Source organism: Capsulimonas corticalis (assembly GCF_003574315.2).
Lineage (GTDB): Bacteria > Armatimonadota > Armatimonadia > Armatimonadales > Capsulimonadaceae > Capsulimonas > Capsulimonas corticalis.
Genome location: NZ_AP025739.1, coordinates 2,098,893 through 2,111,652, shown reverse-complemented (window position 1 = coordinate 2,111,652; position 12,760 = coordinate 2,098,893). Strand labels below are relative to the sequence as shown.

Here is a 12,760-nt window from a genome sequence, read left to right as displayed (position 1 = left end):
TACGGCAAATCAATTGCGCTTTATCAGAATACGTGTTTGTCGCTTTATTCGTTGCCCTTTGCAATTTTATATAAAATTAAATATTTATTGATCTCTATTTGAACTTCCCAGCATATAATAACATCATGCCATGCGAATCGTAACGCCATGATTTCACTGACACGATAGAGCGGTTTTGGGGAGGCTGTTTTTGATCAGGAAATTTCACTTACTCGTCTCTCTTGCAGCGGCATTTTGTTTGATGCGCGGCATATGTTATGCGGACGGAGTCCATCAAGCCGATCAGATAGTTCTGCTCACCGGCGTTCATACAATCGCAGCGCCGGGGCTGCCGGGGCCTGTTGCTGTGTTTGGGAAGGATGCATTTCCACTGATCACAGGGCAAATCGGCGATCGCTTGGCGGCGCCGGTCGTGGCCGCTTCTCGTCTGAAGGCGGGGCGGGTCGTGGTGTTCGGGCACCCAGGCTATCTGGAGGCCGATGCCCTGAGCGCGGCGGACACCGGGACGCTCGTGCTGAATGCAGTCCACTGGCTCTCTCGCACAGGTCAGCCAGTGCAAGTCGGTATCCGGCGGCGGCCCGACCTTGCGGCCTACTTAAGGACGCACGGCGTCGCCGTGGATACACTCGACGGCGCGCAGTGGACCGACCGTCTGAAGGACGATTCCGTCGTTTCATGCCCGCTGTCGGATCTCGCGCCAAAAGAAATTAACGCCCTGGATCACTACCTGCGGCGGGGCGGCGGGGTGCTCGCGGCGGAATTGGGATGGGGCTGGCTCCAGACCAACCCAGGTAAGGCCCTGACTCAGCATGGCGGCAACCGCCTCCTGGCGTCAGCCGGTCTGCTCTGGGCCGATGGGACACTGAATACCACGGCGCCGCAAGGCTATCTGGCCGGAATGATTCCTGACGCGATGCTCAACGCGTCTGACGCTCTGACCTTCGTGCTCAATTCGGGTTCCTCATCGGATTCCAATGGTCTTTCTCTCGCTAAGGCAGTCCTTCCGGACTCAAAGCAGGCCGTGGAAACGGTGCTGACGGCGGTCAACACACTGCCGCCAGATGACAAAATCCTGCTGCCGCGTCTGAAATCTCTGGTAGCCCAGCACGGAAATGACCCTGCGCTCCGTTTGGAAACGCCGCTTATGGATCGCGACCTGATCGAGCGCGTCGTTCTGTCTCTCCAGGTCCAGCAGGCGATGCAGGCGCCCGCCGCGCAGGTCCACATCCTCCCCGCCTCCGCCTCATTTCCCGGCCTGGCGCCGCCTAACGCGTCTCGTGTGACCCAGGCCGTCACGATTGACGCCAGCATCCCGGAGTGGCATAGCACCGGCTTGTACGCGGCTCCTGGCGAACAGATCACCGTGACCACGCCAACGAGCGCCGTACAGAAGGGCCTCCAGGTCCGTATTGGCGCGCACACGGATACCTTGTGGGCGCTGAATAAATGGGAGCGCGCTCCAGCAATCACACGCGTTTTTCCTCTGGACGCCGCTCAAACCATCGCGGCGAACGCCTTCGGCGGAGCGATCTACATTGTCGTTCCCGACAACTGCGCCTTGGGCAGCGTCACTGTCACGATTGGTCACGCCATCGAAGCGCCATACTTTGTCAAAGGCAAGACCGATCTTTCCGCATGGCGAGCCACGATCCGCAATAACCCTGCGCCCTGGGCGGAATTGCAGGGCGACAATGTGATCTTGACCGTTCCGTCGGCGGCTGTTCGCGTTCTGGATGACCCACAAGCGTTGATGACCCTCTGGGATCGTATTCTGGATAGCTACGCCGACTTCGCGGGAATTCCCCATCATCGGCCGCGTCCGGAGCGTTACTGTGTCGACCGCCAAATTAGCCTGGGTTATATGCACTCCGGCTATCCCATCATGATGGGGCTGGATGTTGCGAACGATGTCGTCAGTACGCACGTGATCCTCACCAATGGCGAAGGGAAAAGCAAGTCATGGGGATTTTTTCACGAGATGGGACATAACCATCAAGAACCGGATTGGACGTTTGACGGGACCGGGGAAGTTACGAATAACGTCTTTGATCTGTACATCATGGAGACGGTTTGCGGACTCACTTCCTCGCAGCATCCGGCCCTGTACCCGGACGTCATGCAAAAGCGGCTGCAGAAATATATCAACGAGGGGAGCGATTTCAACCAGTGGAAGGACGATCCCTGGATCGCCCTCACGATGTATATCGAACTGAGGCAGGCCTTCGGGTGGGACGCTTATAAAAAGGTCTTCGCGGAATACCGCGCCCTGCCCTCCTCAGCCCGACCCAAGACGGACCTGGAAAAGCGGGATCAGTGGATGACGCGTTTCTCGCGGACGGCAGGCCGAAATCTCGCTCCCTTCTTCCAGGCGTGGGGCGTGCCGACCTCACCCGAAGCGCGCGCCGCTCTCAGTGACCTGCCTGCCTGGATGCCGCCAGACTTTCCGAAACGTCAGGAGGCGGCGCAATAGCCATCTGATCGCGCCAGAGATCAAAACGCATGCGGACGCCGGCTCACTTCACTCTCTGCGCTGCTGGCGGGAATGCGGCGCAGGAGTTTGATGTCGGCGAAGCATTCGTGGCTGTCCTCGTACTCGCAAAGCAGCGCTTCGCGGCTGTCGTCGTTGACGAGACACAGGAGATAGTGAAAATCGCGCGACGTGGACCAGACAGTCCAGGAGCCGAAGACGCGGATCTGGGTCATAAAGCTGAAGCCGCCGCCGGCGAACTCTTCGTAGGGCATGGGTGTCGCATACATCGCAATGGAATCCTTTCCGTTCACTCAAATTCTCGGCGCGATTGCGCGGCCTCGGTGAGCGAGAGGAGTGGCGGCGCCGGCGCGTCAGCGGGATATCTCTTAGGACGCAAAACGTTCGCGCTTGTTTCACTTTTGCAAAAATTATTTCATAGGAATAAACTGAGCGCTCACATGTCAACCAAATAATATAATTGGTTTAATATGTTTTAAATTGGTATTGACTCAAATAGACAAGTGTGTTAGACTGTCTCTCGCAGGTCCCAATGAACGGGCCGCACGGAGCGTCGCCTCAATTGTTCTTTTAGATTTAATTGCTATATAGAGAGAATGATGGAGAGTGGCGCAATCGCATTGCAAGTTCGCCTTCAATGAAAGGAAGGAAAATGAACGTCTCCATTCTTCACGGTCACCGCAAAACTTCGTCACGCTTGCACATTTTCGCCCGGTTGACGCTCGCCATTCTGCTGTGGATGGTGATGGCGTTCGCGGGAAGTCCCGCGCGCGCCACTAACGGCGCTAATGGGATCCACGATCCGTCGTCCATCGTCAAAATCGGCAGCCTGTATCACATTTGGGGCACCGGACAGGGAATCATCCACAAGACATCCCCCGATATGGTGACATGGACCGATGTGGGCTCCGTATTCGGCAGCGGCAATGGACCGAGCTGGATCCAGACCTATGTTCCCGGCTTCAAAGGCTTCTTCTGGGCGCCGGAAATTGTCTGGCAGGGCGGCAAGTGGTTCCTGTACTATGCCTGTTCGCTGGGCGCCAAGCCATGCTGCATCGGCTGCGCCACGAGCTCGGACGGCTATAACTGGAGCGACCAGGGGATGGTGGTCTATTCCGATAACAATACGGTCTACGGCTCCATCGACCCCTTTATCTGGAGCGGCTGGGTGGGCTGGGGCTCGCACCTGACCGGGATCTGGATCTCGCCGGTCAACACCAGCACCGGCAAGTTGACGGGATCAAAGACCAACATCATCAACATCTCCGATGCGGAAGGCGCGAACATTATCTGGAACGGGGGTTACTTCTACTGCTTCTATCAGCGCGGCGTGTGCTGCAACGGCGTGAACAGCACCTACACCATGTGGGTGGCGAGAGCGACCAGCATCACCGGTCCGTACAGCGGCAACCGGGTCTTCATGTCCGGCAGCAACCCGTATTACGGTCCGGGGCAAGCAGGTTTCTGGGCGAGCGTCATCAGTTACCATTACTATGACGGCAATAACAACGGAGCCCCTACCCTGGGTGTCTCTAATCTCACCTTCAGCGGCGGATGGCCGTCGTGGAATTCGCACTATTAAGCTCGAAGCGGAAGCGCGTGCTCAGACTCTCTTGCGATAATCCGCGCAAGAGGGTTCTGAATGCGCGATGCAACTTAATTCGCCGTCCAGGGTCATAATCCGGTAACACAAACACGGGAGGATAGGCCAATGCTGGTGACGACGGGAAATGAAGTCGATGGGTATTCGATCGGGCAGTATCTGGGAGTGGTGCGCGGGATCGTGGTGCGCTCGCCCAACCTCGCGCAGGGGTTCATGGGCGGGATCAACCAGATCTTCGGCGGCAATATCGAAGCCTACGCGCAGGTGTGCGAACAGGCGCGCCAGGAAGCCTTTGACCGGATGGTGATGCACGCCCAGCAGATCGGCGCCGACGCCGTAATCGGAACGCGCTACGACGCCACCGAGTTCACGACCTCAGTGACAGAAGTGCTGGCGTACGGCACGGCGGTCAAATTGGTGCGCAAGGCCTAGCCCAATACGTGAATTCACGCGGCGATGTCGACGAAGTACTTTTTCTGCCGGCGGGCGTTGGCGCAGCGCGCCCAGAAGAAGAGCAGGCCGGCGTCCTGCGGATGCGAGACGGGGTGCTCGTGCTGTTCGCGGCAGTAGGGACAGGTGAGCACCACGCTCCAGACATCTTTGTCGACTTCGCGCAGCTCGCCGGGGACGGTGGCGGCGGGCTTGCCGCGCCGGAGCTTGCCGAGCAGGGTGAAGTCGAAGAACGTCTCCAGGTACTTGATCTGGGCGTAAAATCCGTCGAGGGTGGGTTCGAATCGATGGCTGAGGCGCAGGATGAAACGGCCGGTTTCAACCTCGTAAACCATACGCTCGATTTGGAAGTGGCCGGAGAAGTCTTCGACGGCGCCGAAGAGCTTTCCGTATTGCTTCTGCTTGCGCGCGGAGATCTCGGGCTCCAGCGCGATCGTCAGGCCGATCACCGGCGTAAAGGGCAGTTCAATTTCGCGCTGCAGGGTGGCGTAACACTCATCCGCGCGCGCCAGCTCGCCGTCGGGAGCGGTGACGTCGAGGGTCAAGGTGCAGTTCATGGCGGGTCTCCAGGGCGGCAATCCGACAAGTCGCCCCAGTATTCGCCTCTTCCTGCTCGATCTCCTGCTTGAAAATTGATTTTACAGCCGTCCGAGCAGACCGCCCAGAACATCCTCGCCGGCCTGGCCTCCCAGCATCCCCAGAATGCTCTGCGCGGCGGGAAAGCGCTGGGCGACTTGCTGGACGATCTCCGGATGCTGCTGGAGCAGATGCTGCGTCAAGGCGATCAGATCTTGATGCGGCAGATGGCTGGGATTCGCGCTGGGAACGCCCGCCTGCTGGGCCACGGCGCCCGGATCCACGCCCCGGCTCGACAGTACGTTCATCACTTCCTGAAGCAAGCCGCGCTGCTGCTGGTCCGCCTCGGGGCTGGACGAAAGTATCTGCGCGATCTGTGCGAAATCCATAATCTTCTCCTCGAAATCCGATAGGCCGCCGTTTAGACTATCATATCACCGATCGCCAATTTTGAAACCGACGCCCAGGAAACCTCGCGTCATTGCCGGTTCTTGCGCGCCGCCCTACAAAAGGTTATGCCCGTTACGATAATAAGATTAGAGAGCGGCATCGGAGGCCGAAACACATCGCCGGTTCAGGCGGGCGGCTTCGTACCATCTCCTGCCGGCGTTGCCAAACGTCCACATCAAGGAGAAACGCGAAGGACCTTTTTCGGAAGGTCCTTCGTCACCCAAAATTATGCTGACTGCCGACCAGTCCGTGAGCGAACACTCGCGCCTGGAAATACTCAAACAATACCATATTCTCGACACCCCGCCGGAACGCCACTATGACGACATCGCCCGACTTGCGTCGCGGCTATGCAGTGCGCCGATCGCGGTGATCGCCATGATGGACGCCGGCCGGCTGTGGTTCAAATCGATCCTGGGCGCAGATTTCAAGTCGGCGCCTTGCGCGCCGGCCTCCCACACGCATGTCACGACACAAAGCGGCGCCCGGGACGAAGTCTGGACCGCCGCAATCCCGGGTGTTCATTTTTACGCCTCCGCGCCGCTGGTGACGCCCGAAGGCGCCGTGCTGGGAACGCTGACCGTGCTCGATACGGCGCCGCGCGGCCTGAGCCCCGATCAGCAGGAAGCGCTGGAAGCGCTGGCGCGGCAAGTCATGAGCAATCTTGAGCTGCGACGCCGCACGGCGGAGGTCGCGGCGAGCGAGATTCGCGGAGCCAAACAAGCGCAGCAGGCGCAGATGCAGTCGAAAAAGCTGCAAGAGCAAAGCCTGGAGCTCGTCCGCACGCGAGACCGGGCGCTCGAAGCGTCACGGATCAAAGCCGAGTTCGTGGCGAACATCAGCCATGAGATCCGAACGCCCATCAACGCGATCATTGGGATGGCCGCCTTGCTGCTGGACACGCCCATGACGCCGGAGCAGATCGATTACGCGCGGACAATCGAAACAAGCAGCGAAGAACTTCTGACGATGGTCAATTCGGTGCTCGATTTCTCGCACATCGATGCGAATCAAGTCCCGCTGGAATCGGAGACGTTCCATTTGCAGGCGCTGCTGGACGATGTGTCCTCCGTCTTTGAACCACAGGCGCGGGAAAAAGGGGTGGAGTTTTCCTGCGCGGCGGCGCCGGAAACGATCCGCGAATTGACGGGCGCGCCAAGGCGGCTGCGGCAGATCCTGGTCAACCTGCTTTCCAACGCCGTCAAATTTACCGAACGCGGCGCGATCGCCGTGGAGGCCGCGCTGGCTTACGAAACGGCCGCGCAGGTCCGGCTGCGCATCAGCGTGACCGATACCGGGATCGGGATCGATCCCGTGCGCCAAACGGCGATCTTCGAGGACTTCACGCAGGCGAACGGCGCGCGGACGCGCCCCCATGGCGGCGCGGGCCTGGGGCTGACGGTCGCGCATCGTCTCGCCCGAATGATGGGCGGCGCCGTCTACGTACAGAGCGTTCCGGGCGAGGGAAGCGTATTCACGGTGGAGGCGCTGCTGCAAAAGCCGGCGCCGGAGCGCGTCCCGGTCGCGGCGCCGAAGCCCCCCGAGCTTCCGTCGATTCCGCTGGAGCCTCTTTCGCTGCGTATTCTGCTGGTCGAGGACAACAGCGTCAACCAAAAGGTCGCGCACTGCTTGCTGTCGCGTTTGGGATGCGACGCGGAGATCGTAGGCGACGGACGCCAGGCCGTAACGGCGGTCTCACAAAATGACTACGATGTCATTTTGATGGATGTCCAGATGCCGACTCTGGACGGCTACGCCGCCACCCGCGAAATCCGCCAGATGGAGCAGGCAACCGGCCGGCGCGTCTCGATCATCGCATTGACCGCGAACAGCCTCGACGGCGACCGGGAGCGCTGCCTCGCCTCCGGCATGGACGATTACATCGCCAAACCGATCCGCCGCGCCGAGCTGCACCGCGCGCTGGCGCGCGTCGCCAAAGCCGCATGATCCGATAACTGTTGTATAATGGGAGCATCCATAAAGATTTCGGGCTCCCATTGAACACTCTTATCAAACCTTCCGATCCGCGCCCAGCCGTGAGCGCCGGGCATAACGCCGCGCTGGATGGGCTGCGCTTCCTGGCGTTTCTCAGCGTTTTCGTCTATCACTCACAGTACCAGGCTCCGTTTCTCGTCCGCTGGGTCCAGTGGGGAAAGTACGGAGTCCCGCTGTTTTTCGTGCTGTCCGGATTTTTGATCGGCCGCATCCTGCTGGGCCTCAAGAACGACAGCCACGGGACGCTGAATCAGCGGCTGAGGATCTTTTATATCCGTCGGGCGCTGCGCATCTTTCCCGTCTACTACGCCTTATTGGCCGTGCTGGCGCTGTCACGCCCGTTTGGATTTGCCTGGTTCGATCCGCCGCAAACCCTCCTCTGGCACGCGCTCTACCTGACGAATGTCTACGTCGATCTCAAGCAAGCCTGGATTGGCGGCGCATCGCACCTCTGGTCGCTTTCCGTCGAAGAGCATTTTTACCTGCTGGCGCCGCTGGCGATCCTGACCGTTCCGACGGAGCGTTTGGCGAAAGGGTTTGTGTGGCTATGGATCGCGCTCGCGATCGCCCGCGTCTTCTGCTGGCGATCGGGCGATGAGTTCCTGCAATACCTGTCGCCGATGCAGTTCGATTACCTGACGGTGGGCGTGGCGGCGGCGATGGTGGAAACGGGGGCGGGGTTTCTTGGCGTCCGGAACGATCTCTTGAAACGCGCGGCGCTCATCAGCGGCGGCGTCTGTATCCCCGTGATCCTGCTCGGCGGCGCTCCCATGGCGGCGGCGCAGATCTTCTCCGCCGCCGCCGGCCAGTGGCTGCTGGCGGTCGCGTTCGCGGGGTTAGTGCTGACGCTCTGGCGTGGACGGGGCGGCAGTCTTCAGCGCCTGCTGTCCCATCCGGCCCCGGTTCACCTGGGGCGCATCAGTTATGGTCTCTATCTCTTCCATAACTTCTTCCTGGTGTCCTGCGCGACGGTTCCCGCGCTCAGGGCGTTCCACGGAGCGCTCATCCCGGCGGCGGCCCTCGCGCTGACTTACGCCAGCGCCGCGGTTTCCTGGCGTTTTCTGGAGGCGCCGATCAACGACCTCAAGCGACGATTCCCCTACGCCGCATCCATCGGTACGCGCCAATCACGATAAGATTGACGACACCGCGCTCAGCGATTTCTCGGTGACGATCGGAGCGGTCTCCGTCCCAGCCTGGGAGCGCCGCTCCCGCACGCAAATGGCGAATGGGACGAGCGCCAGCGGCAGATAGGTAATCCAGCACAGCGGCGCGCACAGCACGCCCGCAACCAGTGTGACGGCGTACTGCATCGCTGGGGACTGCCGCCGCGTCAAAAACACCGCGCCGGCGGCCCCCAAACATCCGGATGCGGCCAGATACAAACGCGCCGCCGCCGGCAGTTCGCCTCCGGAATAGCTCCACCACCCCAGCGCGCGCGCCAGACGCAGCCCCAGATAGGTCAGGGAGATGTTGTTCGCCTCGAACGAGCCCTGCGTCGGCACCGGCAGCCCCCACTGCGCCCAGCGCACAAACGACATCGGCCCGTAGACGGCAAGGCCCAGCAGCGTTCCCAAAGCGATCACGATCGCCGCCGGCCACAGCACGCGTCCGCGCTCCCGCCATGCGGCGATCGCCACAACCAGCAGCGCGAAGGGCTTGATCTGCGCCGAAATCCCCAGCAACACCCCGCGATGGCGCGTGCAGAGCGCGAAGCCGAACAGCGCCCACAGCAGCGGATCGACCTGCCCCAGCGTCATCGCATCGTACGTTCCCGGAGTGATCCCCAGCAGCCCTCCCCAGAGGAGCACATTCGCGGCGTTACGTCGCGCGCCGGCAAGCTGGACTAGGGCGTACGCAAAGCTCCAGAACGCAGCCAGCTCCAATACATAGCACAAGTGGGCATAGGTCAGATACGGCAGACGAGCGACGGGAGAAACGACCACGGCGAACTGGGGCGGGTAGATATAAGCGCCCCGGTTCACATCGGGCGCATTGCTGCGCAGAGGCTTGTACAGCGGGCGATGACGCTCGGCGCGCTGCGCCGCCTGATAATACACGGTCATATCTCGCTGAATATCCCGGCGCTTCCACACATTGGGAAGCCAGACGCCGAGCTGGATCGCCAGATGCAGCGCCGCCGTCACGAGAAAAACCATCCGTATCATCTTCGAATCCGCAAGCTGACGAGCGAGTGCCATAGACCTATTGTAACATACATCCAGCGTGCTGGCGTGAAGACAAATCCTGTGGTATAGTGAGGAAGACCGGCGGCGCCGCTCCAATGCCATGCTATCCTTCCTTTCACTCCTTTTATTTGCCCTTACGGTCGTGATCCTCCCTTGCTTCTGCTCCCTGAAAATCGCCGCGCCGATCGAGCGCCGCTTCGCGCGTTACGCCCGGCTGCGCTGGGCGGGGCCGCTGACGGCGGCCCTGGTGTCGCTGGCCGTGAACTTGCTGATCTTCGCCGCCGCCGGCCCGCCAGCGCCGCTCCAGCACGATGAGTTCGGCTATCTGCTCGCGGGCGACACTTATGCGCACGGGCGCCTGACAAACCCACCCCACATCTTCTGGAAGAGTCTGGAGACCTTCCATGAGCTGCAAACGCCGACGCGACAGGCGAAGTATCCGCCCGCACAGGGGCTCTCGCTGGCTCTGGGTCAGGTTCTGACGGGGCTGCCCATCGCGGGAGTATGGATCGTCATCGCGCTGGCGTGCGCGGCGCTTGTCTGGATGCTCCAGGCGTGGCTTCCCAGGCGATGGGCGCTTCTGGGCGGAATCCTCGCCGCGATCCAGCCGACGATGCTGGATTGGGGGCAATCGTACTGGGGAGGCGGGGTCGCGTTTCTGGGCGGCGCGCTTCTCTTTGGCGCATGGCGGCGCGCGGCCGATCGCCCGTCGGCGAAAATGGGGTTCGTCATGGGGCTGGGGATCGCGATCCTCGCCAGCAGCCGTCCGTTCGAGGGGGCCGTAGCGGCGGCGACAACATTGGTCCTTCTGGGGATCTCGCTCCTTCAGCAACGCAGCCGTGATCTTCGTGCAATTCGCCGTTTCGGCGCGGCGCTCGGCGCGGCGCTGGCGCTCAATTTTCTCTGGCTCGGATTTTACAATCACGCCGTGACGGGCAGCGCGCTGCGCCTCCCTTACGTCGTTTATGAGAAGCAGTACGGCGTGGTTCCGACGCTCCTCTGGCAGCCGCTGCGCCCCATGATCGCCTACAATAACGCGCCGATGCGCGACATGGTCACCGAGGCGAATATCCCTCTGTACCGCGAGCAGCGAACGCCGGGGGGATTTTTGCAGTGGTGCGGGTTCAAGTTCTTGCAGATGGGGCAGGCGTCTTTTCCGATGGGCGGCGGACGGCTCGCGGACGCCAAGCGCTTCTCGCTGCTCGGCCTCTTCGAGGGCGCATTCCAGCTGATTTTGCTGATTCCCCTGATCTTCCTGCCTTCCGCGCTGGCGCGTGATCCCTGGCTGCGGCGGGCGGGCGTAATAATTTGCGTCGTAATCCTTGCGCTTTTGGCGGAAACGTGGTTCAATTCACATTATAACGCACCGAGTGCTCCCCTGGTTGCGCTGCTCATTGTCGCTTCGATCCGGCAGCTCTCTCTCTGGCGCGGTCCGCAGGGGAGGATCGGCCGATCGGTCTGCCGCGTGGTCTGCGTCGTTTGCCTGCTGAGCGCCGTGGGCGCTTATGACGATGCGGCCGCGAATGTGCGCGGCGGTCTGGGCCAGCGGGCCGCGCGCGTGCGCGCCGCTCTGGCGCGGGCGCCTGGACAGCAGCTCGTCTTTGTGCGCTATGGGCCGCGGCATCCATGGCGCGACGAATGGGTCTTCAACGCCGCCGACATGGACAGCGCCAAGATCGTCTGGGCGCGCGAGATGGACCCCGCGCAGGACGCGCTGGTCCGAAGCTATTACCCAAAGAGAAAAGTCTGGCTGTTAACCGAAAATCAATGGAAGTCCCAGCTAAGCGATTATGATAAAGAACAACCCAAGCCCACAAAGTGAGATCGATCGCCCGGATTCGGGCGCGGTTGAGATGAGCATCGTCATGCCCTGTCTCAACGAGTCGGACACCCTCGCGACCTGCCTGGAAAAGGCGCAGCGCGCGCTGGCGACTCTGGATATCGCTTCGGAGATCATCGTCGCCGACAACGGCAGCACGGATGGCTCTCAGGAGATCGCGAGGTCCTACGGCGCCCGGGTGGTCCCGGTGTCTCAGAAGGGATACGGGAGCGCTCTGATGGGCGGCATCGCGGCCGCGCGCGGCAAATACGTGCTGATGGGCGACGCGGACGACAGCTATGACTTCCTGGAGATCCCGAAGTTCTACGCCAAGCTCGCCGAAGGGTACGATCTGGTCCAGGGATGCCGCCTGCCGTCGGGCGGCGGAACCGTCGCGCCGGGCGCGATGCCGTTTCTGCACCGCTGGCTCGGCAATCCGATGTTCTCGTTTCTGACGCGCACCTGGTTTCGCGCCCCGATCCATGATGTCTACTGCGGCATGCGCGGCTTCACCAAGGCGCACTATGAAGGCTTGAACCAGCGATGCACCGGGATGGAATTCGCGACGGAGATGATCATCAAGTCAAGTCTCAGCGCGACCAACATCGCCGAAGTCCCGATCACGCTCCATCCGGACGGCCGTAAGGCGCACGCGCCGCACCTGCGCACGTTCCGCGACGGGTGGCGGACATTGCGATTTTTCCTGCTTTACAGCCCGCGCTGGCTGTTTCTCATCCCGGGATTGGCGCTGATCGCCGCCGGACTGCTCGGTTACCTCGTGGCGATGCCCGCGATGCATCTCTTCGGGGTCACCTTCGACATCCATACGCTGATGTTCGCCAGCCTTTTTCTGCTGTGCGGCTACCAGTCGGTGCTGTTCTCGCTCTTTTCCAAGACGTTCGCCATTAGCGAGCAGCTTTTGCCCGACGACCCGCGCCTGGAGCGGTTCCACCAGTCCGTCACGCTGGAGCGCGGCCTGATCGTCGGCGCCGCCGCGCTGGCGACCGGCGTCGCGCTGCTGGGATGCGCCGTGCTGCAATGGGCGCGGATCGATTTCCAGCACCTCAACTATCCGCACACGATGCGCTGGGTCATCCCCGGCGCCACTCTGACGGCGCTTGGGCATCAGACGATTCTCGGCAGCTTTTTGATGAGCCTGATCCGGCTGAAACGACGTTAGGAACTTCCCG

Annotated in this window: 11 protein-coding genes; 7 read left to right on the top strand and 4 right to left on the bottom strand. The window is 61.4% G+C overall.

Annotated features, from left to right (window positions below; all coding sequences use genetic code 11):
* The first annotated feature begins 241 nt into the window (after nt 1-241).
* Nucleotides 242-2,470 (top strand): M60 family metallopeptidase, encoded by a 2,229-nt coding sequence (locus D5261_RS09035; protein WP_119324196.1) that lies wholly within the window; start codon nt 242-244, stop codon nt 2,468-2,470.
* A gap of 20 nt (nt 2,471-2,490) precedes the next feature.
* Here D5261_RS09035 and D5261_RS09030 read toward each other — a convergent pair whose 3' ends face one another.
* The gene (locus D5261_RS09030; RefSeq protein ID WP_125206271.1) at nt 2,491-2,757 is read right to left on the bottom strand and encodes a hypothetical protein; all 267 of its coding nucleotides are present in this window, start codon (nt 2,755-2,757) and stop codon (nt 2,491-2,493) included.
* Between the two features lie 383 nt (nt 2,758-3,140).
* Between D5261_RS09030 and D5261_RS09025 the strand changes: the two genes are divergently transcribed.
* Together D5261_RS09025 and D5261_RS09020 are read left to right on the top strand one after the other, a co-directional pair.
* Entirely contained in the window at nt 3,141-4,070 is a 930-nt protein-coding gene (locus D5261_RS09025; protein ID WP_165864563.1) for an arabinan endo-1,5-alpha-L-arabinosidase, read from the top strand.
* A gap of 129 nt (nt 4,071-4,199) precedes the next feature.
* Nucleotides 4,200-4,523, top strand: a complete 324-nt coding sequence (locus D5261_RS09020) for a YbjQ family protein (RefSeq protein WP_119324199.1) — start codon at nt 4,200-4,202, stop codon at nt 4,521-4,523.
* Between the two features lie 14 nt (nt 4,524-4,537).
* Here the strand turns inward: D5261_RS09020 and D5261_RS09015 are convergent, their stop codons facing one another.
* Together D5261_RS09015 and D5261_RS09010 are read right to left on the bottom strand one after the other, a co-directional pair.
* On the bottom strand, nt 4,538-5,098 hold the full coding sequence (locus D5261_RS09015; protein ID WP_119324200.1) for a hypothetical protein: 561 nt from the start codon (nt 5,096-5,098) through the stop codon (nt 4,538-4,540).
* 81 nt (nt 5,099-5,179) lie between these two features.
* Entirely contained in the window at nt 5,180-5,506 is a 327-nt protein-coding gene (locus D5261_RS09010) for a hypothetical protein (RefSeq protein ID WP_119324201.1), read from the bottom strand.
* A 289-nt stretch (nt 5,507-5,795) separates the two neighbouring features.
* On the opposite strand from D5261_RS09010, the gene D5261_RS09005 reads away from it, so the two are divergent.
* Complete coding sequence (locus D5261_RS09005) at nt 5,796-7,514, top strand: ATP-binding protein (RefSeq protein WP_119324202.1); 1,719 nt, start codon at nt 5,796-5,798, stop codon at nt 7,512-7,514.
* Between the two features lie 50 nt (nt 7,515-7,564).
* Nucleotides 7,565-8,698: an acyltransferase family protein gene (locus tag D5261_RS09000; RefSeq protein ID WP_165864564.1), complete on the top strand. Its 1,134-nt coding sequence runs from the start codon at nt 7,565-7,567 to the stop codon at nt 8,696-8,698.
* Here the strand turns inward: D5261_RS09000 and D5261_RS08995 are convergent.
* Nucleotides 8,690-9,763, bottom strand: coding sequence for a glycosyltransferase family 87 protein (locus tag D5261_RS08995; RefSeq protein WP_301002455.1), 1,074 nt, complete (start codon nt 9,761-9,763; stop codon nt 8,690-8,692). The two genes, D5261_RS09000 and D5261_RS08995, sit on opposite strands and share 9 nt — an antisense overlap.
* Before the next feature lie 88 nt (nt 9,764-9,851).
* Between D5261_RS08995 and D5261_RS08990 the strand changes: the two genes are divergently transcribed.
* Nucleotides 9,852-11,573 (top strand): CD20-like domain-containing protein, encoded by a 1,722-nt coding sequence (locus D5261_RS08990; RefSeq protein ID WP_119324205.1) that lies wholly within the window; start codon nt 9,852-9,854, stop codon nt 11,571-11,573.
* On the top strand, nt 11,542-12,750 hold the full coding sequence (locus D5261_RS08985) for a glycosyltransferase family 2 protein (RefSeq protein ID WP_119324206.1): 1,209 nt from the start codon (nt 11,542-11,544) through the stop codon (nt 12,748-12,750). The genes D5261_RS08990 and D5261_RS08985 overlap by 32 nt, the downstream gene beginning before the upstream one ends.
* Nucleotides 12,751-12,760 lie beyond the last annotated feature (10 nt).